Here is a 26,278-nt window from a genome sequence, read left to right on the forward strand (position 1 = left end):
GGGAAACGGATGATGGCGAAGGAGGAACTGCCCGAGTTCCCGGCCTTCTTCGACAAGGCCACGACGGCCGTGATCGGCCCGGACGACGCGATCCCCTTCGACGCGCGCCTCTCCACGCAGCTCGATTACGAGGCCGAGCTGGCCGTGATCATCGGCCGGCGCGGGCGCAGCATCCCGGAAGACGCGGCGCGCGCGCACGTGTTCGGATACACGGTCGGCAACGACGTGTCCTGGCGCGACATCCAACGGCGCCACGGCGGGCAGTGGCTGAAGGGCAAGGGCATCGACGGCACGTGCCCGCTCGGCCCGTGGATCGTGACCGCGGACGAGGTGCCCGACCCGCAAAACCTCGGCATCCGCTGCCGCGTGAACGGCGTGGTCAAGCAGGATTCCAACACGCGCCACATGATCTTCACGGTGGACCGGCTCATCGCGGAACTTTCCCTCGGCATGACGCTGCTTCCCGGCGACATCCTCCTCACGGGGACCCCGGAGGGCGTCGGGTTCGCGCGCACGCCGGCGGAGTTCCTGCGGCCGGGCGACGAGGTCGAGGTCGAAGTCGAGGGCGTCGGCACGCTGCGCAACCGCGTCGTGGAGGCGCCGCTGGTCTAGAGGCCGCCGGAGGCCAGCGCATGCCCGGTCTCGCCCGCCGCGCCCTCGCGACCGCGGCGAGCGAGGTGTTCGAGCCGCTCCGCCAGGACGGCCCAGGCGCTCGCGGCGAAGAAGGCGTCGGCCAGGCCCTTGACGGCTTCCTCCAGCGTCTGTTCCAGCCGTTCGACGGCGACGGGCATGTCGAACGGGTTGACCGAGTCGGCGGCGAACGCGACGCCGGCGAGCGCGACGGCCGCCACCAGCAACCGCGCGGCCAGCGGATGCGGCCGGTAGAGGCGCATCACCGTCGGCAGCATGAGAAGGGCGATCAGGAAGTAGACGAGGGTGACGTAGTCGCCGGGGGCGCCCCACGGGAGGCGCCAACCCAGCGGTGCGAGCACGTGGTCCCGAATGCGCTCGTGGAACGCGAAGCGGTCGTCCGCCATGAGGTAGAGGAAGCCGAGGGCGACGAGCCACCAGCCTCTGCGCTCCGCGCGCGGCCGCCCCGCGAGGTCCGAGGTCAGGGCCAGCACGGCGGCGCAGCCGGCCGTGGTGTAGAGGAGCAGCGCCTTCAGGAAGGTGAACGGCGTCTCCTCGAGCGCGATCCACAGCCAGTACCGGGGCCAGCGGGCCCACGCGAGAAAGGCCGTGGCCGCAGCCATGCCGAGGGGCAGCAGGACGGCCGCCCATCGCGCCGTGCGCTGGAGAGGCGTCAACGCAGCCATGCCGTCCTCGCCGGCTCCGCGGCCTCCCGCCGGACCACGTTCCGCGGCGCGCCCTCCGCCAGCGCGATCACGTTCCGAACCCATTCCTCGTACCCCCGATCCAACGCCTCTTGCGAATACCAGGCCGTGTGGCCCGTTTCGACGATGCGCCCCTCTTCCACAAGCCGCGCGGCGGCCACGCGGTCGCGGAGGATGTCGTCGACGGCATAACCCCGGAGGTGGCCGGCGGCGATGGCGCGCACCACGGCGCTCTCGTCCACAAGGTCCGCGCGGGCGACGTTGACGAGCACGGCGCCCGGCCGCATCCGCCGCAGTTCCGCCATGCCGATGAGCGGCGGCGCGTTCCAGCGGGTGGGCAGGTGGAGCGTGACGACGTCGCTTTCGGAGAGCAGCGTGGGCAGGTCGACGTATTCGAGATCCGCCACGGGCCGGCGCGGGTCGCAGGCGATCACGCGCATGCCGAACGCCGCCGCGAGGCGCGCCACCCGCGACCCGATGCGGCCGACGCCCACGACGCCGACCGTCTTTCCATGAAGCTCCCAGCCGCGCACCGATGTGCCGGGGGGCACGCGGCCCATCACGCGGTCCCGGCTGAGGTGGATCCGCCTCGACAGCGCCAGCATGAGCCCCAGCGTGTGTTCCGCGACGGATATGGCGGAGTAGTCGGGCAGGTTGCAGAGGACGATGCCGCGCCGTTCGAGCGCGTCGAGGTCCGCGAAGTCGACCCCCGTGGCGAAGACCGCGATGCCCTTGAGCGATCGCGGCAGCCGGGCGACGGTCGCGGCGTCCAGCGGCGGCAGCGTTCGCGGCGTGAGCGCGGCGTAGTCCGCGTCCGCGAGCACGGCCGCCAGTTCGGCCGGCGACATCCTTTCCGTGCGGCGGCAGAAGGTCACGTCGGCCGCCGCTTGAAGACGCTCCACGTGATGCTGCGAGAAGGTGTCACGGCCGGCGGCCGTGACGACCACGACCCTCGGCTGTCGAAGCGGCGTTGCGGGCAAGGGCACGCCTCCTTTGCGAACCTGCGGATCTCCTTGCATGGACGCCGCCGGATGCCTCGGGTTCCCGGGTCGCGCCGTTCGTGCGGCGAGGAGTATCCTTAACGACAGGGAGGTGCGGCGATGGCCGGCCCCGATGTCCAGGCGATGCCCACGCGCGGCCCGCTGATCGACCAGTTCGGCCGCGTGGTGCGGAAGTTGCGCGTCTCGCTCACGGACCGTTGCAATTTCCGCTGCGTCTACTGCATGCCCGAGGACGCCGAGTTCATGCCTCGGGACGAGCTGCTGACGTTCGACGAGATCGAGCGCGTCGTCCGCATTTGCGCGTCCATGGGCGTCGACACGATCCGCCTCACGGGCGGCGAGCCGCTCCTGCGGCCCGGCGTCGCAGAGATCACCGCGCGCCTCAAGCGCGTTCCGGGCATCCGCAAGGTCTCGATGACGACGAACGGCTACATGCTGCCGCACCTCGCGCACGACTTGAAACGCGCCGGCCTGGACGGCATCAACATCAGCCTCGACACGCTGGACCGCGAGCGGTTCAAGCGCATCGCCCGGCGCGACTACATCGACCACGTCCACGCGGGGCTGCGCGCCGCGGAAGAGGCCGGGCTGCGGCCGATCAAGATCAACTGCGTCGTCATGCGCGGCATCAACGACGACGAGGTTCCCGACTTCCTTCGCTGGGCGCGCGAGTTTCCCTACGTGGTCCGCTTCATCGAGTTCATGCCGCTGGACGGGGACAACATCTGGCAGAAACGGCTCGTGTTCCCGATGGCCGAGATCCTTGAGCGCGCTCGGGAAGTGGCGCCGTTCGAGGAGGTCGCAGCCGACAAGGCGAGCCCGGCGCGCACGTTCCGGTTCCTCGACGGAAAGGGCGAGTTCGGCGTCATCGCCTCGGTCACCGCGCCGTTCTGTGCGCACTGCGACCGCATCCGGCTGACGCAGGACGGGAAGATCCGCAACTGCCTCTTCGCGGTCGAGGAGACGGACCTGCGCGAGCTCCTGCGCGGCGGCGCGGACGACGACGCGGTGGAGCGCCGGATTCGCGAAGCCGTCTGGAGCAAATGGGCCGGCCACCGGATCGATTCCCCGGACTTCGTCAAGCCCAAGCGAGCGATGTACAAGATCGGAGGCTGAAACGTGCGCGACTCGTCACTGTGGCGGGCCGACGCGGAACAGGCGCTTGCGCGGCCGGGCACGGTCGTGGCGGTGGTGGTCGATGTCCGCGGTTCCGCCTTCCGCCGCGAGGGGGCCCGCCTGTTCGTGTGGCCGGACGGTTCGTGGTCGGGCAACATCTCGGGAGGTTGCCTGGAGCCGGACGTGGCGATGATCGCGGAGGAGGTGCGGCGGAGCGGCCGCGCGCGGACGCGGCGCTACGACCTCGCCGAGGACGAGATGTGGGGCCTTGGGCTGGGTTGCGGCGGCGACGTGGAAGTGCTGCTGGAGCCGTTCCGCCCGGAGGTCTACCGGCGCATGCTGGACGCGCCGGCCGGCGGTGTCCGCGTGCGGCCGCTCCCGGAGCCCGAGGAGGGCGACGGCGTCCCCGAAGAGTTCTGGTGGGCGCCGCCGGCGGACGGCGACGGGACCGATCCTGCGGCGGACGTGGCGGCGGAGGCGGCGGCGGGCGACCTGCCGCCCGATCTCGCGCGGGTCGCCGCGGCACGCTACCGCCGCGGGCTGCCGGGCACGGAGACGACCGCGGACGGCCGTCGCGTCTTCTTCGACGTCATCCTGCCGCCCCGGCGGCTCGTGGTCTGCGGGGCCGGGCACGACAGCGCGCCGCTCGTCGACCTGGCCGCGGCAGCCGGTTTCTCGGTGATCGTCGTCGACCCGCGCCCCGCCTACGCGAACGCGGACCGCTTTCCGAGGGCGACGCGGATCGAGCGCGCGGAGGCGCCCGAGGTGCTGCCGCAGCTCGGGCTCGGCCCGCGCGACGCGGTCGTGGTGAAGCATCACCACCTGCGGCGCGACCAGGCGGCGCTGGCCGCCGCGCTCCGCACGCGGGCCGGATACGTCGGCCAGCTTGGGCCTCGGTCCCGCACCGAAGCGATGCTCGCGGAAGTGGGAGCGCCCCTGCCCGATCAGGACGCGAGGCTGCGCGCCCCCGTGGGGCTGGATCTCGGCGCCGAGTCGCCGGAGCAGCTGGCGGTCAGCATCGTGGGGGAGCTCCTCGCCTGGGCCAACGGTCATCCGGCCGGATTCCTGCGGGAACGGCGGGGTCCCATCCACCTCGGCGCGGCGGATGCCGGGGGTGAGCCCGCCTGAAGGCGTTCGTCTTCGTGACCGGCGCTTCCGTGATGGCGCTGGAAATGGCGGCCTCGCGCCTCCTGGCGCCCTACTTCGGCACGTCGCAGATCGTCTGGGCGAACCTGATCGGGCTCATCCTCATCGGACTCTCCCTCGGCTACGCGTACGGCGGCCGGCTGGCCGACCGGCGCCCGGAGCCGCGCCTCCTGTATGGCCTCGTCCTCGCGGCGGGCGTGTACCAGGCGCTGATCCCGCTCTTCGCGCGGCCGATCCTGTCGGCGATGATCGGAGGCTGGTTCGGCACCCCGGCCACGATCATCGTCGCGTCGTTCGCCGCCATCCTGCTCGTCTTTCTGCCGCCGGTGTTCGCCCTCGCCACGGTGAGCCCGTTCGCCGTTCGGCTGGCCACGAGGGACGTGACGGAGAGCGGCCGCGTGGCCGGCGGGCTCTACGCCGCCTCGACCCTCGGCAGCATTGTCGGCACGTTCGTGCCGGCGTTCGTCACGATCCCGTTCCTCGGCACGAAGGAGACGATCCTGCTCTTCGCGGCGCTGCAGATCGCCGTGGCGGCCTGGCGCCTGGGCCGCGCCCGGCACGCGCTCTGGCTGCTCGTGCCGGCGGCCGTGGCGGCGGCGACGCCGGGCGTGGTGAAGCCCGTCGCGGGGCTGCTTTTCGAGGACGACACCCTGTACCAGTACGTGCAGGTCGTGCAGCAGGGGGACGAGCGACTTCTCGTCATCAACGAGGGCGGCGGGATCCAGTCGATCTACAACCCGCACAGCGTGCTGACGGGGCTGTACACCGACAACTTCGCCGTCCTGCCGTTCCTGGCCCGTCCGGCCGAGGCCCGGCCGGAGCGCGCCCTCGTCATCGGCTCCGCGGGCGGCACGATCTTCCGCATCTGGGACCGTCTCGTGCGCCCCCGCGTGCCGATGGAGATGTGGGGCGTCGAGATCGATCCGGTGATCGCCCGCCTCGGGCCACGGTTCTTCGGGCTGCGCGGGGACGAGGCGCACGTCGTCATCGGCGACGGCCGCGTGGCGCTGGCGCGCTTCCGCGAACCGCTCGACCTCGTCGTCGTCGACGCCTACAGCAACCAGCTCTACATTCCCTTCCAACTCTCCACGCGCGAGTTCTTCGCCGAGGTCCGGAGCCGGCTGGCGCCGAACGGGTTCATGGCGCTCAACGTGAACGCCATCGGGGACAGGGCCGCGCTGCTCCTGGCGTTCGAGCGGACGGTCGCCGATGCCTTTCCGTACGCGTACGTGGCGAAGGTGCGCGGTCCATTCAACTATCTGATCCTCGGTTCGCAGCGGCCGCTGCGCCTCGAGGCCCTGGACGGGATCCGCGACGACGCGGCGCTCGCCCCGCTGGCGAGCGAACTGCGGGCGACGCTCAAGCCGGCGCGCGGCGCCGGGGGCCTTCTGCTCACGGACGACCGCGCGCCCGTCGAGTACCTCACGAACGCGATGGTGCTGCGCGCGGTGCGGGAGGACCTGCGCTGACGGCGCCGCCGTCCCGGTCCGGATGCGGCGGCGTCGCCGCGCCCCGCTGACGCCCGCGGCGCGCGGTCTGCTATCATGGGCTGGACCGGACAGGCTCAAGCGGGTTGCGGAAAGGAGCTCGGCGCGTGCCGCACGGAATCCGGCGTCGCCCATCCGCCTCGACCATCTGGCGGTTCTTGTTCCCGGTGGCCCTGGGCGCGCTCGTGGCGATGCTGATGCTTTCGGTGATGTACGGGTTCGTGACCCCGACCGGGGCGCCGTGGGAGCGCGCATGGCTGCTGCGCGCGCACACCGTTTCCGGGGACGCGGGGACGAGAGCCGCGCAACTGATCACGGAACTCGGCTACGCCAAGCCGATCGCGGCCATCGGCCTCGTCCTCATCCTTTGGTGGATCGTGCGGGGGGCCTGGTGGAAGTCGGTCGTGCTCGCGATCGACATGCTCGTCCTTGAGGCCCTCAACACGTACGCCAAGGACGAGTTTCACCGCCTTCGCCCGAACCTCTTCCCGCACGAGGCGGTCGCCGGGTTTTCCTTTCCCAGTGGGCACGCGTTTGCGGCCGTCGCGTTCTTCGGCTGCGTCGCCTACCTCGTCGCCATGGACGCGTCGCCGTCGCTTCGGCGCGTCATCTGGGTGGGGTGGGCGGCGCTGGCGCTGTTGCTCGGCGGCAGCCGCATCGTGCTGGGCGTGCACTGGCCGACGGACGTCGTCGGCGGCTTCCTCGCGGGAGCGATCCTCCTGGCGGGCGTGATCGCCGGCGTGCGCCGCTGGCGGCCGCAGGAACGGTGACGGCCGTGGGCGGAGGATCCGTCTCCCTGGCGGCGCTGGACACAGCGTGCATCGTGCTGAGCGGCGCCTCGCTGGTGGTGGGGCGGTGGTTCATCGCGCGCGGCAACGTGCGGCTGCACAAGGCGTTCATGCTCACGGCCAGCGCGTTCGCGCTGCTGTTCCTCGTCCTGTACGTGCTGCGCGGCCAGCTGGAAGGCATCGCGCGGTACCCCCACACGGGCCCCATCCGTGTCGTCTACTTCTCCGTCCTCATCTCGCACACGATCCTCGCCACGGCCGTCGTGCCGCTGGCGGTCGTCACGCTCTACCGCGCCCTTCGCGGCCGCTTTGCGGACCACCGCCGGGTCGCGCGCTGGACGTTTCCCGTGTGGCTCGTCGTGGCGATCACCGGCTGGCTGATCTACCTCATGCTCTACGTGTTTTGACGGCACGCGCCCCGCTTTCCCGCGCGCATGACCGTTGTCCCGATCGCCGTTGAGCGCTCATGTGCGGGCGCGTCTTCGGCCGCTGCGCGGCGTCCCCGCGGGCTGGACGGCCGGCGCACGTTGTTCGGTGACCCAATACAGGGTGGTCGATGCGTTGGAGACGACCTAAATTTAATCGACGCTTTGCAAGTTGCTCGGTGAGCCAATATGGGTCTTGCGAAGAGTCCGCGCAGCGCGTATGATGACGGCGTTTGGAGGGAGCGACGGTGCCGCAGGTGGTCAAGCCGTGCGAGGTCTGCGAAACGCCCATGAGCCTGCCGCCGTCCCTTGCGCGCCGCCGTCGCACGTGCTCCCGCGCCTGCCAGTCGCGGCTGCTTTCCGATGAGCGGAAGGGGCAGAGCAACCCGAATTACCGGCGTGGTCCCGCGCAATGGCGCTGCGCGTTCTGCGGGCGGCCGTTCGCCGACCGGTACTACGTCGCGCGGCGGAAGTACTGTTGCCGGGATTGCCAGCGGCTCGACCGCCGGGCCTGCCACCGCCGCGGCGCTCAAGGGGCCGGAAACCCGCGCGAGGGTCGCGGGCACGGGCCCGCTCAGACGCGGGGGAGCCGCAGAAGTGAGGGGACATCATGCTAGGACTGCTACTTGCCATGGCGGCGGCGGTCGCGGAGACGGCCGGCGGCTCGCTCGTGCTGGCGCGACGCTTCAACGTCGGAAAGAGCCTGCGCATCGGACAGGCCATCGGCGCCGGGTTCATCCTGGCGTTGAGCCTGGTGGGCCTCGTTCCGGAAGCACAGGAGCACGGCGGGATGACCTGGTTCACCGTGCTCGGGTTTCTCGTGATTCTGTTGGTCGATGTCGCCCTCGGCCACCACGGCGAGTCGCACGGGCACGTGCACGCCCACGGACACGAGCATGCGCACGCGCAGGGACATGAGCATGCGAACGAGGACGTTCGAGCGCACGCCCACGCGCCCGCGGAGGCGCGGGATCCGTCGGTCGCCGTCGCCGGCGCGGGCCCGGGCCTGGCGGCAGCCGCCACCGCGAGCCTGAAGAGCGCGGCGGTCGCATCCTTGGCCGGTGTGTGCGTCTGCGCCTTTTCCGACGGCATTTCCCTGGCGAGCGCGGGCGCGGCCGGCGCGGCGCTGGGACTTTTCGTCTTCCTCGGCTACATGCCGCACAAGTTCATCGAAGGATTTTCCATGGCGTCGGTCCTGTCGGTGTCCGGGGTGCGGAGGCAGCGCGCGGCGGCGGGAGCGGCGTTGCTGGGCCTCTCGACCGTCGCGGGCGCCACGCTCACGCTGCTGGCGTTGTCGAACTGGATCCGGCTGGGAAACGCCCTGGCCTTCTCCGCGGGCATCATGCTCAACCTCGCCGCCGGCGAGCTGATCCCGCACCTGCGGGAAGACGGAGACCGTCGGCTGCTCTTCCTCGTGCCGCTCGGCACGGCGCTGTACCTCCTCACGACATCGCTCGTCCGCATGGCGGGTCTGGAACCGTGAATGCCGCGCCTGCGGCTGGCGGGGCGCCGATCCGTGGGGTCTTCACGGCGTGCCGCGTCCGGCGGTCCTGACAGGGTGCCGCGTCGCGTGGCGTTGATGGCATGACGTGCCGTGTGGTAGAGTACCGATTCGGACCCGGCTGAAAAGGAGGCCCCAACGTGGGTAATCCCAAGCACAAGCACTCCAAGGCGCGCTCGCGCAAGCGCCACGCCAATTGGAAACTCTCCCGGCCCGGGATCGCGCCCTGCCCGCGCTGCCACCAGCCGAAGCTGACGCACCGGGCGTGCCCGAACTGCGGGTACTACAAGGACCGCGAGGTCATCGCCGTCGGGGAGGAGGACTAGTTCGGCAGGCCCGGCGTGACGCGGCGCACCCGGAACACCAGCTGGCTGTTCGGCGCGATGAGCGCGAAGGTCAGCGTCAGACGGTACACCTGGTCGTCCACGCTCACCAGCCGGCCGTCGAACGTGGTCTGCAAAAGGGCGCGGTCGAGCGACTCGACGGGCCGCCCGACGAACTCGTTGGCGATGGCGCGGATCGCCCGCTCCAGGGCCACGCGTTGGTCGGGCTGTTTCACGTCGGTCACGATGTCGACCTGGTGGATCACGGGCGCCCGGAACTCGTTGACGCTCTCCTGCAAGCGGGAGAGCTGGTGACGGGCGTCTTCCAGCTGCAACGTGAGCGCGTCGTTTTGCAGAAGGAGCGCTTCCACGCGCCAGGCCGCCGCAGGCCAGGACAGCGCGGCCCCAAGGATCGCGCCGCACAGGAAAGCGCCCGCCACCCGCCGCCACAACGCGTTCACCGCACCCTCAATTCCGCGGCCCCACCATGGCCATCACCAGCAGGTAGGCGAGGTCCGCGCCCAGGAACGCGCACAGGACGTACAATCCCTGCCGGACCAGCGGCCCCAGCTGCCCTTGGAAAAGGCCGATGTCCAGGGTTTCGAACGTGACGAACGTGCCCCCCAGGGCGGCGACGGCGCCCCAGATCTTGAGGCGGCCGGCGAGGTCCGCCATGGTGTCGAGCGGCAGGGTGCCGGTGACGATCGTGGACAGCGAGCCGACGAGCGACCCGCCGAGCACGATGCCGCCGCTGACGAAGAAGGACAGGACCAGCTCGCGGATGTAGTCGCTCACCGGCGCTCACCGGAAGATCCATATGCGGAAGCGAGGCGCGTCATGGCGCATCCGTTCCAGCGCGAGCAGGACCCACGCAAGGCGGCGCTGCCGCAGCCGTTCGGCGCGACGTTCGAGCAGGCGCAGGCGTACTGCAACTTCGTGGTCCTTCAGCCCGACCGGTTCCCCGGGGCCACGCGGCTGATCGGGCCGAGCGTCCGCCCCGCGGGGGACCGTTTCCCCACGCTGCGCTTCGTGTTGGGCGGTCCCGGACTCCGCGTGCGCGTCAAGGAATTCCTGATGGACTGGAACCCGACGGAATCGGCGCCCAATCTGGCCGTCAAGGAGCGGGCCTTCGTCTCCCATGGAACGGTCGGTTGGATCGGGCGGGACATGCAGGGCCGGCGCGCGGCCGTGCACGCGCGGTGGCGCACCGTCGTCGACGTGGCCGTCCTGCAGGGAGAAATTGGCGACGAGGAGGTCGTCGAGTTCTTCCACGGCCTGAAGCCGGCCCGCCCCGAGGCCCCGGCCGTGTTCCATACCGTTCCATACTCGGAACTCGGCTGGTTCCTGAGCCGCGGACTCGCGCCGTGCGCGGATCCGCGCCGCGCGCGCCCGTGCCGCTGGATGGCCCTGGACGAAGCCAGAGCGGCGTTCGGTCGGCCGTTGCCGTTGCCGGAGCCGTTGCCCGCCGGCTACCGGGTGGACTCGGTGGGGGTGGTCGCGGGAGAGCCGGCAGGCTCCCCGGAACGGCCCGGTGTGGAGGTTCTGCTGCGGCACGTGGGAAACGGCACGGATGTGCTGTGGTGCCGGGCCTGGCCACGCCGGGACGGAGCGTCCACGGCCCCGCCGGCGGACAGGCCGGAGGGCTCTCGCCCTGCCGGGGCTGCGGAGGAGTGGCTTGAGCTGGAGGGTCGCCGCGTCCGGCTGGCGGAGGAGTCGCCCGAATACGGCGGGCGTCGCGCGACGTGGCAGGACGAGGAGTACGTGTTCGAGCTCCGCGCGCGCGCCGGGATCACCCTGCCGCGGACGGCCTTTCTGCGCGGGGTGCGTTCGGTGCTCCGGCGCGGATGAGGCCCATGGCGGTCAACCCAGGACTTTTCCGGGCCCGTCCCGTATCCTGAAAGCATGCGGCCGTTTGTCCACCTGCACCTTCACTCGGAATACAGCCTGCTCGACGGCGCCATCCGCCCGCGGGAACTGGCCGCGCGCGTGCGGGAGCTCGGCCAGCCGGCCGTCGCCCTCTCGGACCACGGCGTCCTCTACGGCGTCGTCGAGTTCTACAAGGCCTGCAAGGAAGCCGGCGTGAAGCCGATCATCGGCCTCGAGGCCTACCTGACGCCCGGGGACCACCGCGACCGCGACCGCCGCCCGGGCGAGCTGTATCACCTGCTGCTTCTCGCGGAAAACGAGGAAGGCTACCGCAACCTCATGCGGCTCTCGTCCGCGTCGTTCGTGGACGGCTTCTACTACAAGCCGCGCATTGACAAGGCGCTCCTCGCGAAGCACCGCGAGGGCCTCATCGCCACCACGGCGTGCCTCGGCGGCGAGGTGCCCTCGCTCCTCCTGGCGAACCGCGTCGACGACGCGCGCCGGGCCCTGGAGGAGTATCTCGAGATCTTCGGCCGCGACCGCCTCTACGTGGAGCTGCAGAACCAGGGCCTGCCAGAGCAGCGCCGCGTCAACCCCCTCTTGCGGCAACTCGCGCGGGACTACGGCCTGAAGGTCGTCGCCTGCAACGACGCGCACTACCTGCGCAGGGAAGACGCGCTCGCGCACGACGTGCTCCTCTGCATCCAAACGGGCAAGAACCTCGACGACCCCGACCGCCTGCGCTTCCCGAACCAGGAGTTCTACGTCAAGTCGGGCGACGAGATGGCGGAGATGTTTGCGGACTGCCCCGAGGCGCTGGACGCCACGCTGGAGATCGCGGAGCGCTGCAACGTGGAGCTGCGTTTTGGCCGGCTGCACCTGCCGGCGTTCGACCTGCCGCAGGGCTTCGAGAGCGACGCCGCCTACCTTCGCGCGCTCTGCGAGGATCGGTTGCCGCGGCGCTACCCGGATCTGGACGCCGATCCGGAACGGCGCGCCGCCGTGCGGCAACGGCTTGACTACGAGCTCGACGTGATCGAGCGCATGGGCTACCCCAGCTACTTTCTCATCGTCGCGGACTTCGTCGACTACGCACGGTCGCGCGGCATCGCCGTGGGGCCAGGGCGCGGCTCGGCGGCGGGCAGCATCGTCGCGTACGTGCTCGGCATCACGGACATCGACCCGCTCAAGTACTCGCTGCTCTTCGAGCGGTTCCTCAATCCCGACCGCGTCACGATGCCGGACATCGACATCGACTTCGACTACGAGCGGCGCGACGAGGTCATTCGTTACGTGCAGGAGAAGTACGGCGAGGACCGGGTGGCGCAGATCATCACGTTCGGCACCATGGCGGCGCGGGCCGCGATCCGCGATGTCGGCCGCGTCCTCGGCTGGCCGTACGCGCGCGTCGACCAGATCGCGAAGCTCGTGCCGCAGGCGATCGACATGACGCTCGAGCGCGCGCTGGAGGAGAGCCCGGAACTGGCCCGCCTGTACCGCGAGGACCCGGAGGTGCGCCAGCTTCTCGAACTGGCCGCGCGCATCGAGGGCATGCCGCGCCACGCTTCCGTGCACGCGGCGGGCGTGGTGATCGGCTCGCAGCCGCTGTCGGAGCTGGTGCCGCTGGCGCGCGTCTCCGACGGCACCATCGTCACGCAGTTCACGATGGGCCCGCTCGAAGACCTGGGCCTCTTGAAGATGGACTTCCTCGGCCTGCGGACGCTCACCGTGATCGAGCGGACGGTGGAGCTCGTCCGGCGTCAGGGGCACGATCTCGACATCGACCGCATCCCGCTGGACGACGAGGCCACGTTCGCACTCCTCGGCCGCGGCGAGACGGAGGGCGTCTTCCAGATGGAGTCGCCCGGCATGCGGGACATGCTCCGGGAGATGCAGCCGTCGAGCCTTGAGGATCTCATCGCGGCCGTGGCGCTCTTCCGCCCCGGGCCGATGGAGAACATCCCGGCCTTCATCCGGAACAAGAGGGCGGGCCGCATCGACGTGCTCCACCCCAAGTTGGAGCCGATCCTCCGCAGCACGTACGGCATCCTCGTCTACCAAGAGCAGATCATCCAGATCGCGGCCACGATGGCGGGCTTCTCCCTGGCGCGCGCCGACGTGCTCCGCCGCGGCGTGTCCAAGAAGAAGAAGGAGATCATCGACGAGCTCCGCGCCGAGTTCGTCGAGGGCTGCGTGCGCCAGGGCCACAGCCGAGAGCTGGGCGAGCAGCTGTACGACCTCATCGAGCGGTTCGCGAACTACGGCTTCAACCGCGCGCACGCGGCGCCGTACGCCCTCCTGGCGTACCGGACGGCCTACCTCAAGGCGCACCACCCGGCGCCGTTCATGGCGGCCATGCTCAGCAGCGTGGCGGGCAACAGCGACAAGGTCGCGCAATACATCGCCGAGTGCCGGCGCCTCGGGCTGGAGGTGCTCCCGCCGGACGTCAACGAAAGCGAGGCGGACTTCACCGTCACGTCTCGCGGCATCCGCTTCGGGCTCGCGGCGGTGAAGAACGTCGGCCGCGGCGCCGTCGACGCCATCGTCGCGGCGCGGGGGGACGGCCCGTTCCGCTCGCTGTTCGACTTCGCCCGGCGCGTGGACGCGCGCCACTGCAACCGGCGCGTCCTCGAGAGCCTCATCAAGGCGGGCGCGTTCGACTCCATCGAGGAGAACCGGGCGCGCCTCCTCAAGGGGTTGGACGCCGCGCTGGCCGTCGCGCAGGAGCAGCAGCGCTGGGCGGCTGAGGGCCAGCTGTCGCTGTTCGCCGGCCTGGCCGAGGCCGGCCCGGCGGGCGGCGGGGCCGTGCCCGCCGGCGAGCCCCCCCTGCCGGAGGAGCCGGATCCCGGCCTGCGCCAGCGGCTCCTGTGGGAGAAGGAGGCGCTGGGCTTCTACGTCTCCGGCCATCCGCTGGCGTCGCTCGCCGGGCACTTGAGGCGGGTGGCCACGCCGATCCCGGACCTCAGGGAACTCGCGGACGGGTCGCCGGTCACCATCGGCGGCGCGATCGTGTCGACGCGCCGCACGCGCACGCGCCAGGGCGAGTGGATGGCGTTCTTCGTCGTCGAGGACCTGGCGGGATCCGTCGAGTGCGTCGCCTTCCCGCGCGTGTTCGCCGGGGCGGCGCGCGTCCTCGCCCCGGAGCAGATGGTGCTCGTGCGCGGCCGCGTCTCGTGGCGGGACGACGCCGTCAGCGTCGTCGCCGAGGCGGTCGAGCCGCTGGTCCCGGAGGGCGAGGACGGCGAGGCCGTCACGGAGGCCGCGATGGACACCGCTGCCGCCACCGAACCCGAGCCGTCCGGAACGGCGGGAGAGGAGGCGCCGGGCGACGGCACCGCCGCTTCCGGCACCGCCGCCTCCGTGTACCTGAAGGTGCAGCGCCTCGACGGCGGGACGCTGCGGCGCCTCCAGGACTTGCTGCGCCGTCACCCGGGGCCGGTGCCCGTGTACGTGTACGCGGCGGGAGAGCGCCGGCTCATCGCCGTCGATCGCGGGCTGTGGATCACCCCCGGGGAGGACTTCCGCCGGGAGGCGATCGCCGTCTTCGGTCCAGGCTCCGTTTCCGAAAGGGGGCAATAGCATGGCAGTCGAGGCTCGCGACGTGGAGGGACGGGACTTGCGCGAACACGTCATCGCCCTACTTGGGGAGCGCGGGGTCCGCCTGCGGGACATCGCGGAGATCGTGTACGCCATACAAAAGGACTACCACCCGGGGCTCACGGTGGACGGGTGCCTTGAGAGCGTGTACGAGGTCCTGCGCAAGCGCGAGGTCCAATACGCCCTTTTGACGGGCATCGCGCTCGACCAGCTGACCGAGCGCGGCCAGGTGCCGGAGCCGCTCGCCAGCATCCTCGTCGCCGACAGCCCCCTGTACGGCATCGACGAAGTGCTTGCGCTGGCGATCACGAACGTGTACGGTTCCATCGGCTTCACCAACTTCGGCTATCTCGACAAGCGCAAGATCGGCATCTTGTCCGAGCTGCACAACGCGGGCAAGGACGGCGGCCGCGTGAACACCTTCCTCGACGACCTGGTTGCAGGCGTGGCCGCGGCCGCCGCGTCGCGCCTCGCGCACCACCTGCACCACGCGGACGGCTGAAGCCCGCGGACCTGCATGGCGGAGCTCGCGTGTTCAGCGGACGGGCCCCGCGCCGGACCGCCGCCCGCGCCGGACCGCCGTCCGCACCGGCCGCGACCCGCTAAGGGGAGAAGGAGGATGACCGGTTGAAACGCGTCGTCAGCGTCAGCTTGGGGTCGTCGAAGCGCGACCACACGGCGCGTGTGACGCTGTTGGACGAGCCGTTCGAGCTCCGCCGCGTGGGCACTGACGGCAGCATGGAGCGGGCGGTCGAGCTTCTCCGCGAACTGGACGGGCATGTCGACGCCATCGGGCTCGGCGGGCTCGACGTGTACCTGTACATCGCCGGCGAGCAGTTCATCATCCAGGACGGCCTCCGGCTGATGCAGGCCGTGCAGAAGACGCCCGTCGTCGACGGCAGCCGCGTGAAGGACACCATGGAGCGGCGGGCGGTGCGCTGGCTGGCCGAACACGGGCCCGTGCCGCTGCGGGGGACGAGCGTGCTCATGGTCTCGTCCCTGGACCGCTTCGGCATGGCGGAGACGCTGGCGGAGGTGGGCGCGGACGTCGTCTACGGGGACCTCATGTTCGGCACGGGCGTGCCGTATCCCATCCGGACGCTGGACGAGCTCAAGGAACTCGCCCGCAAGATGGCCCGCGAGATCTGCAAGCTGCCCATCCACATGATCTACCCGGTCGGGGAGAAGCAAGAGCGCGAACCCGAAGAGCGATTCCCGGAATTCTTCCGGGAGGCGCAGGTGGTGGCCGGGGACTTCCACCTGATGCGGCGGTACATGCCGAAGGACATGACCGGCAAGCTCGTGCTCACCCAGACGACGACCGCGGAGGACCGCGAGTTCCTGCGGGCGCGCGGCGTGCGGTGGGTCGTCACCACGACCCCCATCCTCGACGGCCGTTCCTTCGGCACGAACCTCATCGAGGCGGCGCTCGTTGCCCTCTTGGGGAGGCGCCCCGAGGAGCTCACGGCCGACGACTTCAACCAGGTGCTGGACCGTATCGACTACCGCCCGACCGTGGTCGACCTGCAAGCGTAAGGAGGCAACGACGTGGCCACCGTACAAGAACTTCACGACGCCCTGCGGGACTTTGCCGAACGCTACGCGGCCGAGCCCCGCCTCAAGGTCATGAACCGCGACTGGGACCGCGTCATCCACGTCGCTCCGACGGATCTTGCCGGCGGCGACTTCACCCTGACCCTGAAGGACGGCGACCTGTCGCTGCAGAAAGGCGCGCCGGAACATGCGCACATGGTCGTGCGCGCGGACAGCGAGACGTTGACCGACCTCTTCTACGGCGACATCTCCCCGACGGAGCCCTACATGGACGGCCGGTTGCGCATCGAGGCGAGCGAAGAGGACACCATGCGCCTCGACGTCATCACCCTGATGATCTGGGGGGAATAGATGGACCTCAAGCGCGCCCTCAGCCTTCGCACCGTCGTCTCCACCAGCGCCGGGCTGACCCTGGCGACCTCCACGTTCATCGCGGCGGTGCAAATGGCGCAGTTCGTCGCCGGGGACTCGGCTTGGATCGCCGTTCTGGTGGCGGGGATCCTTGCGCTGACGGCGGCCGCGTCGTTCGCGGAGATGAACGGCATGTACCCGTCCGCCGCGGCGATCCGCGTGTACCTGCACCGGGGTTTCGGCGAGCGGCTGTCGCTCGTCGTCAGCTTTCTCTACATCGCTGTCGTCGTGGCGGTGCTGGGCGCGGAAGCGTTCGTCCTTTCGAAGGCCATCGAGTTCGTCGTGCCGGGCGTGCCGGCCATCGTGTGGAACGTCCTGCTGCTCGTGCTCGTGACCGCCGTGAACCTGCGGGGCGTGGAGACGGCGGGCCTGTTCCAGGACATCGTCACGTACGGCGTCACCGGCTCCCTGATCGTGCTGTCGGTCCTCGCGCTGGCGCGGCCGGGCGTGGAGCTCGCGACGCCCTTCAACCCCGGCAGCTTCACCGGGCTTCTGAACGCCGCGGCGCTCGGCGTGTTCCTTTTCATCGGTTTCGAGTGGGTGACGCCGCTGTCCGAGGAAGTGACGAAGACGCGGCTCGTCCCGATCGGGATGGCGATCGCCATCGGGATGCTGTGCCTCGTCTACGCACTCGTCACGGTGGCGATGACGAGCACCGTCGGCAAGGCGGCGCTGGCCGGATCTCCGGTTCCTCAGATGCTGTTCGGCCGCAAGCTTTTGGGGCTGGGGGGAGCCGTCTGGATGCTCGCCGTGTCGCTCGGCGCCTCGGCGACGACGTTCAACGCGGGCTTCACGGCGGGGTCGCGGTTCCTTTACGCGGCTGCCCGGGAGGCCGTCCTGCCCAAGTGGTTCGGCCGTCTGAACACCCGCTTCGTCACGCCGCAGAACGCGATCATCGCGCTGTTTCTCTTCACGCTCGCCTCGACGGTCGCCGTGTATTGGACGCGGCAGTACGTGCTGCTCGTCGACCTCGGCGCGGCGATGGAGAGCATCGTGTACGTGCTCGTGGCCATCGCCGTGATCCGGCTGCGCAAGCTTGAGCCGGACACGCCGCGTCCCGTGAGGGCGCCGTGGGTGCCGTGGCTGCCCGGCTTCACCGCCGTGGCGTTCGCCGTGCTGGCGGCCGGCGCGCTGGCGGACGATCCGTGGGCCCCCGTGGTGCTGGCCGTGGGCGCGGCCGCCCTCGCCGGGTACGTGACGCGCGTGGTGCCCAAGCTACGGGCGCAGGCGCAGGCGGAGCGCGCGGCCCGCGCGGGACGCCGGCGGCGCCCGCGAGCGGGGGAGGGTGCAAGTGAGGAATCTTGAACCCGCATGGGATGCGGTCGACCGGTACATCGCCGATCGCCTGATTCCGCCTGACCCGGTGCTCGATGCGGTCCTGCAGGCCAACGCGGCGGCAGGGCTGCCGCGGATCGACGTCACCCCGAATCTGGGCAAGCTCTTGCACCTGTTGGCGCGGATTCAGGGAGCGCGCCGCATCCTTGAGATCGGCACGTTGGGCGGGTACAGCACCATCTGGCTCGCCCGGGCCCTTCCCGCCGGCGGGCGCCTCGTCACGCTGGAGTCCAACCCCAAGCACGCGGAAGTTGCGCGCGCCAACATCGAGCGCGCGGGTCTGGCGGACGTCGTCGAGGTGCGCCTTGGACCGGCACTCACGACGTTGCCCCAGCTCGCGGCCGAGAAGGCCGGCCCGTTCGACATGATCTTCATCGACGCCGACAAGCCGAACTACCCGGAATACCTCGCCTGGTCGCTCAAGCTCTCGCGTCCCGGCAGCCTGATCGTCGCCGACAACGTCGTCCGTGGAGGAGCCGTGCTCGACGACGCTGCGGCGGATCCCAACGTCCAGGGCGCGCGCCGCTTCCACGACATGCTGGCCGCGGAACCCCGCGTGAGCGCCACGGCGATCCAGACGGTGGGCGCCAAGGGGCACGACGGCTTTGCGATCGCGATCGTGACCGGCGAGGCGTAGACCTGTCGGAACGCTTCTAGGCCTCGTCCGGACGCTCGAGAGAAACCTTCAAACGCTCCAGTTCCGCCGAAAGCGACCCGATCTCCTCTCGTGCCAGCTTCATGAAGAATTCGAGTTCCTTCTGCCGGCTCGGGTCGGCGCGTTCCATCAGGTCGCGGCATTCCCGGTACACGTCCAGCGCGCGGTCGATCCGCGCGCGCAGTTCCTCCATGGCCTCCTGCGCCCGCTCGCGCGGCGAGAGCGTGGCGCTCGCCAGGTCGTCGTGGACGACCTTCTGGTACCATATGGCGCTCTCGATGCCGTCGAATTCCACCTGCACGGCGATGTCGTCGTCCGTCTCGGCGAGCGCGGAAATGAACGCGGCCGGCAGCGGGACCGGCACGTTGCGCACGACGGCCTGAAACGGTACGGACGGCCACACCTGTCGCCGCCCGAAGACGAGTCGGACGGCCACGTCCGCGCCTTCCAGGCTGCGCACGAAATGGACGCGGTCGAGGTTACCGGCGAAGAAGCCCAGCAGCAGCTGAAGCGACGGCTCGCCGGGGAGCCGCATCGCCAGTTGAAGGATGGCGTTCAGTTTGTCGCGTGAAGTTGCCATGTGGTGCTCCAATCCTCGCATCCGAGCGATCACACCCATCCTATCGTTTCAGATGAGCAGGTGAAGCGTCGGGACGGCCGTGCAGACGCTGCTCGACCAGCCGGAAGCGCGGGTCGTAGGAGGGCGAGCAGGCGCCGCAGGAGGCCGGCCCGGGAATGCGCCGCGCGCGCCGGAACGCGCGGCCGCAGGCCGGGCACACGTATTGCCAGCGCGGCGGGGAAGGCGGGAGCAGGTCGCGTCGCGCGTGGCGGGCGAAGCCCCAGGCGCGCGCGAGGGCGTAAAACTCGGGGGTGTGCCCGGAAGGCCGGCCGAGCGACCAGAGATGATAGTGTGCCAGCTCGTGCTTGAGCACGTCCAGGAGCGCGGCGCGGCCGCCGGCCGCCGCGTAGCGGGGATTGATCTCGATGCGGGGCGCTCCGCTTGTCCCACGGGGGTAGACGAAGCGGCCCGCCGTGGTCCGCAGCCGCGGATTCCAGACGACGTCGATGCCGCGCAGCGGGCAGCCGGCCAGCGCCTCATACAGGGCGCCGGCCAGCCGCCGGAGTTCCCCGGCGGTCACGCCTGCCCGTGCCCGCCGCCCGCGTTCCCGCGGCCCGAGGCGGCGCCGGCGGCGCCGTGCGGATCCCCCGCGAGTTCCGGCTTCAAGCGCTCCCTGAACCAGGCGACGATCTGGCGCAGGCGGTGCACCCGGTGCCACGGCTTGCCGCTACGCGACATCTCGTGGTTCTCGTCCGGGTAGCGCACGAAGACCGACTCCACGCGCTGCTTCTTCAGGGCCGCGTAGAGCTGCTCGCCCTGCTCGATGAGGCAGCGGTAGTCCTGCTCCGCGTGCAGGATCAGCGTGGGCGTGCGCATGTTTCCGGCGTAGCTGATCGGCGACTGCCGCCGGTGGTTTTCGGGATGCTCCCACGGCGTGCCGCCCCAGATGACGTCCCACTGGTAGCCGAAGTCGCTGGTGCCGAAGAAGCTCGCCGTGTTCGTGACGGAGCGCATGACGCACGCCGCCTTGAACCGGTTGGTGTGGCCGATGATCCACGCCGTGAGGTAGCCGCCGTAGGACCCGCCAAGCACCCCGAGACGGTCTGGGTCGATCCAGTCGAACGTCCGGACGGCGGCGTCCACGCCGGCCATCACGTCCGCGTAGTCGTTCTTTCCCCAATCGAGGCGGATGCCGGCGCAGAACTCCTGGCCGTAGCCCTGGCTGCCCCGCGGGTTCGTGTAGATCACGCCGATGCCGGCGGCGGCCAGCAGCTGGAACTCGAAGAAGAAGGTCGACGTGTACATCGCCATCGGCCCGCCGTGAATCTCCAACACCGCGGGCGACTTCGGCCCCTTGGCGCGAAGCGGGCGGATCGCCCAGCCGTCGACCTCCGGGCCCCCCTCGGCTCGGAAGCGGAAGCGCTCGGGGACGGCGACCTCGCGCGTGGCGAGAAGCTCCCCGTTCACCTCCGTGAGGCGACGCAGCTCCGCCCCGCCCGGCCGGGTCGGGTCCGACAGCGCCGGCAGCCCCTCCTGCGGGATCTCGCCGGCGAAGATGTCGCCCGGGAACTGCGGCGCCGCCACCGCGCACGCGAAGCGGCGGTCCGCGGGGTTCACGCTGATGCCGTAGAGGACGACGTCGCCTGAAGTGAGGCGCGTGACCGCCCCCGACTGCACGTCGACGGCGTAGAGGTGCGTCGTGCCGCGGTCGCTGGCCGGGAGGTAGATCGTCCGCCCGTCCGGCGCCCACACCGGTCGCGGGTCGCCGCCGCTCATGCGCATGTCGGTGATGGACTCGTCGCCGAACGAGCGCTCGAACGATTCCGTGAGGCAGCGCGGCGCCGCGGAGCCGTCGGCCGGGACGAGCCACAAGCGGGTGTCGGAGTACCACTCCAGTTCCCGGTTGTGGCCCAGGTATGCGACGGTGCGCCCGTCGGGCGACCACGACGGCGCCTGCACCGGCCCCGTGCTGCGCGTGAGCTTGCGGGGCTCGCCCTTCCCGTCAGCCGGGAAGACCCACACGTCCTCGTAGTCCTGGTGATCCGCATCCTCCGCCCGGCACGCCGTGACGGCGATCCAGCGCCCGTCCGGCGACCACGCCGGGCTGGCGTGGTCGTACTCGCCGCGCGTCACCTGGATGGGACGAGGCGGATCGCGGCGCACCGCGGCGAGCGCCTCGCGCACGTCCACGACGAACACGTGCGCGCGCTTGTCCTCGAGGTAGCCGAGGCCGTTGACGCGGTACAGGATGCGATCGATGACGCGCACGTCGCGGTTGAACTTGCGGAAGAGCTTCTCGTCCTCATCCTCTGCCGGTTCGTCGGCCGCGGACGCACCCGATGCTCCGCCGCCCGGGGCGCCGTTGGCGCCGCGGCCGGAGTCCTCGTGCTCGTCGTAGAAGTCGGGGCCCTTCGAGGACACGCGGCTCACGAACGCGATCCGCGTGCTGTCCGGCGACCAGACGAACGACTCGACGCCCCCGCGGACGTTCGTGATGCGGCGCGCCTCGCCGCCGCGCGTCGACATGACGTAGATCTGCGGGCCGAGCGGGTCCCGGTCGTCGTCGTCCTTGCCCTTCTGTGCTTCGCGGTCCGAGACGAAGGCCAGCCAGTTCCCGTCCGGCGACCACCGCGGCGACCCGTCCCGTCCCGGACCTCCGGTGAACGGCACGGCCGGCCCTCCCTCGAACGGGACGAGGCAGATCTGGGAGCGGTACTTGTTCTCCTTCTTCTCGATCCAGGTCCGCGTGAAGGCCACGCGCCCGCCGTCCGGGCAGAGCTGCGGGTCCCCGACGAAGACGAAGTCCATGAGGTCCGTGTCGCGGAAAGGCCGTTGGGTCGCAACGCCCGGCAATGCGCTTCCTCCTTTTGGCAACTGGCAAGCGTATTTCACTCCATATTCGGCGTACGCCTTGGATCACCTTGTCATGGATCGGCCGCCCAAGTACCATAGTGGCCAATATTCTGTCGACCAAGGCCCGCAAGGGGGAGTTTCATGGCCGCCATCGAGGTTCGGGGCCTTCGTAAGACGTTCCGCGCGAAGCAGAAGGATCCCGGCCTCCTCGGCAGCGTTCGCGCGCTCGTCCGGCCGCGGTTCCAGGACATCGTCGCCGTGCGCGACGTGTCCTTCGAAGTGGACGCCGGGGAGACCGTCGCCTTCATCGGGCCCAACGGGGCCGGCAAATCGACGACGATCAAGATCCTGACCGGCATCCTTCACCCCACGAGCGGGGAGGCGCGCGTGCTGGGCCTGGTACCCTGGAAGGACCGGGAGCGCCTGGCCTTCCGAATCGGGGCGGTGTTCGGGCAGAAGTCGCAGCTGTGGTACCACCTGCCGGCCGGCGACACCTTCGCCCTCCTCGCCCGCGTGTACGAGCTCGACGAGCACGAGTTCCGCGCGCGGCGCGACGAGCTGGTGCGCCGCTTCGGGATCGACGAGTTCATCGCCACGCCCGTCCGCAAGCTGTCCCTGGGCCAGCGCATGCGGGCGGAGATCGCGGCGGCGCTCCTGCACCGCCCGCAGGTGCTGTTCCTGGACGAGCCCACGGTGGGGCTCGACGTCGTGGCCAAGCAGACCATCCGCGACCTCGTCCGGGAGATCAACCGGGAGGAGGGCGTGACCGTCTTCCTCACGTCCCACGATGCCGGGGACATCGAGCAGATCTGCCGGCGGGTGATGATCATCGACCGCGGCCAGGTCATCTTCGACGACAAGGTCTCCACGCTGCGGCGCCGCTTCCTCGGCACCAAGGTCGTCGAGCTGCGCGTGGCGGAGGCGATCGACACGTTCGAGGTCGCCGGAGCCACGGTGCTCAAGCTCACGCGCTACGGCGTCAAGCTGGAGGTCGACACGCGCAGCACGCCGATCGACCGCGTGGTGGGGGAGATCCTCGCCCGCTACCGGGTGGTCGACATCACGATCAACGACCCGACCATGGAAGCGATCATCGCCGACGTCTACCGCGGGACGCGGCGCGACGGCGAGGCGCCTTCGGGCGCGGCCGAAGCCGGCGCCGCCGGGGAAGTCGAGGTGGCGTCCGATGTCCGCGCGGGCGCTTGACACGCCCCCGCTGCGCGCGCGGCGCGGGTTGCGGCGCTGGGCCAAGTACGCCGCCATCGCCCAGGCGCAGGCCGCCACCGGCCTCGCCTACTGGGCGGAGCAGGCGGTGCGCGGCATCCACCTGTTCCTGATCATCGTCGTGTTCGTGCAGCTGTGGAGGGTCACCTACGCCGTGACGGGCGCCCAGCGCATCGCCGGGTTCACCCTGCCGCAGATGATCGGATACCTCGTCCTGACGGAGACGATCGTCATGTCGAACCCGCGCATCGAGCAGGTGATCGACCAGGAGGTGCGGGGCGGCGAAATCGCCTACCGCCTCGTGCGCCCGGTTCATTACGTGGCGTTTCACTTCTGGTCGGCCATGGGCCAGGCGCTCGCCAGCCTGCCGGTCAACTTCGCCGTTGCGTCGCTCGCGGCCTGGCTCGCCCTTGGCGACTGGGTGTTCCCCCTCGCCACCGCGCCGGCGTTCCTCGTCGCGATGACCCTGGGGATGGCGATCCACCTGCTCGTCTCCATCACCATCGGTCTCCTCGCGTTCTGGACGGAGGACACGTGGCCGTTCGCCTTCGTGTGGACGCGCCTCGTGATGATCCTCGGCGGGATGATGCTGCCGCTCGACGCCTTCCCGGACTGGCTGGCGCGCGTGGCGAAGGCGCTGCCGATGAACCTCGTCGTCTACGGCCCGGCCCGTTTGGGGATGCGCTTCGACTGGAGCGAGTTCGGCACTCTTGTGTGGCATCAGCTGATCTGGATCGTGGTGCTCTTGGGCGTGGTGTCGTGGGTGTTCGGAAAGGGGGCGCGCCGGCTGCATGTCCAGGGAGGTTGAGCGCGAGGGCCCGGCGAGGGCGGAAAGCCGCAGGTTCGCGTCGACGCTGCGGTTCGTGGGCGCCTACATGAGCGCGAACCTGCAGTCGGCCATGGAGTACCGGGCCAGCTTCGTCACGACGGTGCTGGCCATGGTCGTGAACGACGCCATCTGGCTCGTCTTCTGGGTCCTGTATTTCCACCGCTTCCCGGTCGTGCGGGGCTGGCAGCAGATCGACGTCCTCATGCTCTGGGCGGTCGTGACGACCGGGTTCGGGCTCGCCCACGGTCTCTTCGCGAACACGTTGAGACTTGCGGAGATGATCGCCCAGGGCGAGCTCGACTACTACATGACCATGCCGCGGAACGTGCTCCTGCACACGCTGGTCAGCCGCATCCACCCGGCGAACGTCGGGGACCTGCTGTTCGGCCCCGCCGTCTTCCTGCTCTTCGGCCACCTCACATGGGAGCGCCTCGCGCTCTTCGCCGCCAGTTCAGTCGGCGTGGCCCTGCTCTTCATCGGCTTCACGATCGCCGTGCAGAGCCTCGCCTTCTACCTGGGGAACGCGCGGGAGATCGGGATGCAGGCGCACCAGGCGATGATCCTCTTCTCGACCTACCCCTCGCCGATCTTCGGGGGCTGGTTGAAGTGGCTGCTCTACACGGCCGTGCCGGCGGGCTTTGTCAGCGCCGTGCCGGTCCACGTGGTGCGGTCGTTCGAGTGGCCCTACCTTGCGGGGCTCCTTGGCGCGGCGGCGTTCTTCAACGTCCTGGGCGTGTGGGTTTTCCGCCAGGGGCTGAGACGGTATGAATCCGGCAATCTCTTGAGCATGCGAGGTTAGGCTCGAGGCGCGCATTTTCAAGTTTTAAAGAGGAGTTTCACGCCGGGCAACGAATCTTGGGGTCAACTCACGCGGACAAATCCGCGGGCGGGGGAGGGAGTGTCGTTTTGAGCAAGCGTCATGTCGTGATCCTATCCGGAATCGTCGCGGCGTCGCTCATCTTGTCGGCATGCGGCTCCGGCTCGGGCACCTCCGGCGGGGGCGGAGGCCAGGCGGCGCCGGTCGTCGGCATCCTGCTCTCGCAGTCGGGCGACCTGGCCGACCTCGGCAAGCCCATGGTCAAGGGCGGCGAGCTCGGCTTCAAGCTCATCAACGACGCCGGCGGCATCTGGGACGGGCAGAAGCTCACGGTCAAGGTGCATGACGACGGCACCACCGAAGAGCAGGGCCGCGCGGAGGCCGACAAGCTGGTCAACGTGGAGAAGGCCTCCGCCTTCGTGGGCGCCACCGGCTCCGGCGTGTCGAAGGCGGTGCTCAACTCGGTCGCGAAGCCGGCGAACGTGGCCATGTGCTCGCCGTCCTCGACGTCGCCGGAGTTCAGCTCGATGGATGACGGCGGGCTCTTCACGCGCAGCGCCCCGTCGGACGCGCTGCAAGGGCAGGTCATGGCCCAGGTCGCGTATGACAAGGGCTACCGCAAGGCGGCCGTCATTGGCTTGAACAACGCCTACGGCGCCGGCATCGCGAACGTGTTCAAGGAGGCGTTCACCAAGCTCGGCGGCTCCATGGCCCTGGACCCGGTGCTCTATGACCCGAAGGGCTCGACGTTCACCAGCGAGGTCCAGACCATCGCGAACGCCAAGCCGGACGTCGTCGTTCTCGCCGGGTATCCGGACACGGGCGCAATCATCCTCAAGGAAGCGTACGAAGCCGGACTCTTCACGAACACGCACTGGATCCTGAGCGAGGGCATGCGCGACAACGACTTGGCGAGCAAGGTCGGGCCGGACGCGAACGGCAAGTTCATCATCGCCGGCGTGATCGGCACGTCGCCGCTGGCCACCGGCCCCTCGTTCGACGCGTTCAAGGCCGCCTATGAGAAGGAGTACGGCCAGGACGAGAGCGGCACGCCGTACACGGCGAACACCTACGACTGCGCGGTGCTCATCGCGCTGGCCCTGCAGAAGGTGGGCCCGGACAAGGCTCATGACGGCAAGGCCATCGCCCAGGCGATCATCGACGTGGCCTCGCCGCCCGGCGATCAGGTCACGGACATCAAGCAGGCGCTTGACCTGCTGAAGCAGGGCAAGGACATCGACTTCCAGGGCGCGTCCGGCACGCTGGACATGGACCAGAACGGCGACATCGCCGCGGCGCAGTATGAGGTCTGGACCGTCGGCGACGACGGCAAGGTCTCCCAGGTCTCGGTCGTCGACGTCAAGGAAGGCCAGTAACGATCCGGTCGCAGGCGGGGGGGGGGGGGGGGCCGCCCCGCGCCGCGCCCCCCGGCCCCGCGCGGCGCCCCCCCCCCGGGG

26 protein-coding genes are annotated in these 26,278 nt (G+C 70.2%); 19 read left to right on the plus strand and 7 right to left on the minus strand.

The genetic code is table 11. The features are described 5' to 3' along the window. Positions 1-612, plus strand: a 612-nt coding sequence (locus tag IRZ18_01510) for a fumarylacetoacetate hydrolase family protein (protein MBX5475785.1), incomplete at its 5' end; no start/stop codon positions are given. Here the strand turns inward: IRZ18_01510 and IRZ18_01515 are convergent. Both IRZ18_01515 and IRZ18_01520 read right to left on the minus strand, forming a co-directional pair. Next, complete coding sequence (locus IRZ18_01515) at positions 609-1,316, minus strand: hypothetical protein (GenBank protein ID MBX5475786.1); 708 nt, start codon at positions 1,314-1,316, stop codon at positions 609-611. The genes IRZ18_01510 and IRZ18_01515 overlap by 4 nt on opposite strands. Next, positions 1,304-2,314, minus strand: coding sequence for a hypothetical protein (locus tag IRZ18_01520; protein ID MBX5475787.1), 1,011 nt, complete (start codon positions 2,312-2,314; stop codon positions 1,304-1,306). Before IRZ18_01520 ends, IRZ18_01515 begins: the two co-directional genes overlap by 13 nt. Positions 2,315-2,434: 120 nt before the next feature. Here IRZ18_01520 and moaA point away from each other — a divergent pair, with 120 nt between their 5' ends. The 7 genes from moaA to rpmF all read left to right on the plus strand — a co-directional run bounded on the left by moaA (position 2,435) and on the right by rpmF (position 9,124). Continuing rightward, positions 2,435-3,451: a GTP 3',8-cyclase MoaA gene (gene moaA, locus IRZ18_01525; GenBank protein ID MBX5475788.1), complete on the plus strand. Its 1,017-nt coding sequence runs from the start codon at positions 2,435-2,437 to the stop codon at positions 3,449-3,451. A gap of 3 nt (positions 3,452-3,454) precedes the next feature. Further along, the gene (locus tag IRZ18_01530) at positions 3,455-4,579 is read left to right on the plus strand and encodes an XdhC family protein (GenBank protein ID MBX5475789.1); all 1,125 of its coding nucleotides are present in this window, start codon (positions 3,455-3,457) and stop codon (positions 4,577-4,579) included. A 14-nt stretch (positions 4,580-4,593) separates the two neighbouring features. Further along, positions 4,594-6,066 (plus strand): fused MFS/spermidine synthase, encoded by a 1,473-nt coding sequence (locus IRZ18_01535; GenBank protein ID MBX5475790.1) that lies wholly within the window; start codon positions 4,594-4,596, stop codon positions 6,064-6,066. Between the two features lie 125 nt (positions 6,067-6,191). Next, positions 6,192-6,854 carry a phosphatase PAP2 family protein gene (locus IRZ18_01540; protein ID MBX5475791.1) on the plus strand — a complete coding sequence of 221 codons (663 nt, stop codon included), beginning with the start codon at positions 6,192-6,194 and terminating at the stop codon, positions 6,852-6,854. 5 nt (positions 6,855-6,859) lie between these two features. Further along, positions 6,860-7,279: a DUF420 domain-containing protein gene (locus IRZ18_01545; GenBank protein ID MBX5475792.1), complete on the plus strand. Its 420-nt coding sequence runs from the start codon at positions 6,860-6,862 to the stop codon at positions 7,277-7,279. A gap of 628 nt (positions 7,280-7,907) precedes the next feature. After that, positions 7,908-8,780 carry a ZIP family metal transporter gene (locus tag IRZ18_01550; GenBank protein MBX5475793.1) on the plus strand — a complete coding sequence of 291 codons (873 nt, stop codon included), beginning with the start codon at positions 7,908-7,910 and terminating at the stop codon, positions 8,778-8,780. A gap of 158 nt (positions 8,781-8,938) precedes the next feature. Continuing rightward, positions 8,939-9,124, plus strand: coding sequence for a 50S ribosomal protein L32 (rpmF, locus tag IRZ18_01555; protein MBX5475794.1), 186 nt, complete (start codon positions 8,939-8,941; stop codon positions 9,122-9,124). On the opposite strand, the gene IRZ18_01560 is transcribed toward rpmF, so the two are convergent. Both IRZ18_01560 and IRZ18_01565 read right to left on the minus strand, forming a co-directional pair. Further along, positions 9,121-9,582 carry a hypothetical protein gene (locus tag IRZ18_01560; protein MBX5475795.1) on the minus strand — a complete coding sequence of 154 codons (462 nt, stop codon included), beginning with the start codon at positions 9,580-9,582 and terminating at the stop codon, positions 9,121-9,123. The genes rpmF and IRZ18_01560 overlap by 4 nt on opposite strands. Before the next feature lie 7 nt (positions 9,583-9,589). Beyond that, positions 9,590-9,916, minus strand: coding sequence for a YtrH family sporulation protein (locus IRZ18_01565; GenBank protein MBX5475796.1), 327 nt, complete (start codon positions 9,914-9,916; stop codon positions 9,590-9,592). Positions 9,917-9,958: 42 nt separating this feature from the next. Between IRZ18_01565 and IRZ18_01570 the strand changes: the two genes are divergently transcribed. The 7 genes from IRZ18_01570 to IRZ18_01600 all read left to right on the plus strand — a co-directional run bounded on the left by IRZ18_01570 (position 9,959) and on the right by IRZ18_01600 (position 18,521). Continuing rightward, positions 9,959-10,969, plus strand: a complete 1,011-nt coding sequence (locus IRZ18_01570; GenBank protein ID MBX5475797.1) for a hypothetical protein — start codon at positions 9,959-9,961, stop codon at positions 10,967-10,969. A 54-nt stretch (positions 10,970-11,023) separates the two neighbouring features. Beyond that, the gene (locus IRZ18_01575) at positions 11,024-14,566 is read left to right on the plus strand and encodes a DNA polymerase III subunit alpha (protein ID MBX5475798.1); all 3,543 of its coding nucleotides are present in this window, start codon (positions 11,024-11,026) and stop codon (positions 14,564-14,566) included. Position 14,567: 1 nt separating this feature from the next. Beyond that, positions 14,568-15,086 (plus strand): phosphatidylglycerophosphatase A, encoded by a 519-nt coding sequence (locus tag IRZ18_01580; protein MBX5475799.1) that lies wholly within the window; start codon positions 14,568-14,570, stop codon positions 15,084-15,086. Positions 15,087-15,211: 125 nt separating this feature from the next. After that, the gene (locus tag IRZ18_01585) at positions 15,212-16,120 is read left to right on the plus strand and encodes a quinate 5-dehydrogenase (GenBank protein ID MBX5475800.1); all 909 of its coding nucleotides are present in this window, start codon (positions 15,212-15,214) and stop codon (positions 16,118-16,120) included. Between the two features lie 12 nt (positions 16,121-16,132). Then, the gene (locus tag IRZ18_01590) at positions 16,133-16,489 is read left to right on the plus strand and encodes an SCP2 sterol-binding domain-containing protein (protein ID MBX5475801.1); all 357 of its coding nucleotides are present in this window, start codon (positions 16,133-16,135) and stop codon (positions 16,487-16,489) included. Then, positions 16,490-17,854, plus strand: coding sequence for an APC family permease (locus IRZ18_01595; GenBank protein ID MBX5475802.1), 1,365 nt, complete (start codon positions 16,490-16,492; stop codon positions 17,852-17,854). Further along, positions 17,841-18,521 (plus strand): O-methyltransferase, encoded by a 681-nt coding sequence (locus IRZ18_01600; GenBank protein ID MBX5475803.1) that lies wholly within the window; start codon positions 17,841-17,843, stop codon positions 18,519-18,521. Before IRZ18_01595 ends, IRZ18_01600 begins: the two co-directional genes overlap by 14 nt. A 16-nt stretch (positions 18,522-18,537) precedes the next feature. On the opposite strand, the gene IRZ18_01605 is transcribed toward IRZ18_01600, so the two are convergent. Genes IRZ18_01605 through IRZ18_01615 form a run of 3 tightly spaced genes read right to left on the minus strand, consistent with a single transcriptional unit; the run spans position 18,538 to position 21,951 of the window. Then, entirely contained in the window at positions 18,538-19,119 is a 582-nt protein-coding gene (locus IRZ18_01605; GenBank protein ID MBX5475804.1) for a hypothetical protein, read from the minus strand. 40 nt (positions 19,120-19,159) lie between these two features. Further along, entirely contained in the window at positions 19,160-19,678 is a 519-nt protein-coding gene (locus IRZ18_01610; protein ID MBX5475805.1) for a SprT-like domain-containing protein, read from the minus strand. Further along, entirely contained in the window at positions 19,675-21,951 is a 2,277-nt protein-coding gene (locus IRZ18_01615; protein MBX5475806.1) for a S9 family peptidase, read from the minus strand. Before IRZ18_01615 ends, IRZ18_01610 begins: the two co-directional genes overlap by 4 nt. Before the next feature lie 141 nt (positions 21,952-22,092). On the opposite strand from IRZ18_01615, the gene IRZ18_01620 reads away from it, so the two are divergent. The 4 genes from IRZ18_01620 to IRZ18_01635 all read left to right on the plus strand — a co-directional run bounded on the left by IRZ18_01620 (position 22,093) and on the right by IRZ18_01635 (position 26,197). Then, positions 22,093-23,157 (plus strand): ATP-binding cassette domain-containing protein, encoded by a 1,065-nt coding sequence (locus tag IRZ18_01620; GenBank protein ID MBX5475807.1) that lies wholly within the window; start codon positions 22,093-22,095, stop codon positions 23,155-23,157. Next, entirely contained in the window at positions 23,138-23,983 is an 846-nt protein-coding gene (locus IRZ18_01625; protein MBX5475808.1) for an ABC-2 family transporter protein, read from the plus strand. Before IRZ18_01620 ends, IRZ18_01625 begins: the two co-directional genes overlap by 20 nt. Next, complete coding sequence (locus tag IRZ18_01630) at positions 23,967-24,803, plus strand: ABC-2 family transporter protein (protein ID MBX5475809.1); 837 nt, start codon at positions 23,967-23,969, stop codon at positions 24,801-24,803. The genes IRZ18_01625 and IRZ18_01630 overlap by 17 nt, the downstream gene beginning before the upstream one ends. A gap of 107 nt (positions 24,804-24,910) precedes the next feature. Continuing rightward, positions 24,911-26,197, plus strand: coding sequence for an ABC transporter substrate-binding protein (locus IRZ18_01635; protein MBX5475810.1), 1,287 nt, complete (start codon positions 24,911-24,913; stop codon positions 26,195-26,197). Positions 26,198-26,278: the final 81 nt, after the last annotated feature.

This window comes from Clostridia bacterium (assembly GCA_019683875.1).
GTDB lineage: Bacteria > Bacillota > Sulfobacillia > RBS10-35 > Bu92 > Bu92.

Coding starts and splice junctions, on each gene's coding strand:
- IRZ18_01515 (MBX5475786.1), bottom strand. CDS start 1,316: ATGGCTGCGTTGACGCCTCTCCAGCGCACGGCGCGATGGGCGGCCGTC.
- moaA (MBX5475788.1), top strand. CDS start 2,435: ATGGCCGGCCCCGATGTCCAGGCGATGCCCACGCGCGGCCCGCTGATC.
- IRZ18_01550 (MBX5475793.1), top strand. CDS start 7,908: ATGCTAGGACTGCTACTTGCCATGGCGGCGGCGGTCGCGGAGACGGCC.
- IRZ18_01570 (MBX5475797.1), top strand. CDS start 9,959: ATGGCGCATCCGTTCCAGCGCGAGCAGGACCCACGCAAGGCGGCGCTG.
- IRZ18_01575 (MBX5475798.1), top strand. CDS start 11,024: ATGCGGCCGTTTGTCCACCTGCACCTTCACTCGGAATACAGCCTGCTC.
- IRZ18_01580 (MBX5475799.1), top strand. CDS start 14,568: ATGGCAGTCGAGGCTCGCGACGTGGAGGGACGGGACTTGCGCGAACAC.
- IRZ18_01595 (MBX5475802.1), top strand. CDS start 16,490: ATGGACCTCAAGCGCGCCCTCAGCCTTCGCACCGTCGTCTCCACCAGC.
- IRZ18_01605 (MBX5475804.1), bottom strand. CDS start 19,119: ATGGCAACTTCACGCGACAAACTGAACGCCATCCTTCAACTGGCGATG.
- IRZ18_01620 (MBX5475807.1), top strand. CDS start 22,093: ATGGCCGCCATCGAGGTTCGGGGCCTTCGTAAGACGTTCCGCGCGAAG.
- IRZ18_01625 (MBX5475808.1), top strand. CDS start 23,138: ATGTCCGCGCGGGCGCTTGACACGCCCCCGCTGCGCGCGCGGCGCGGG.
- IRZ18_01630 (MBX5475809.1), top strand. CDS start 23,967: ATGTCCAGGGAGGTTGAGCGCGAGGGCCCGGCGAGGGCGGAAAGCCGC.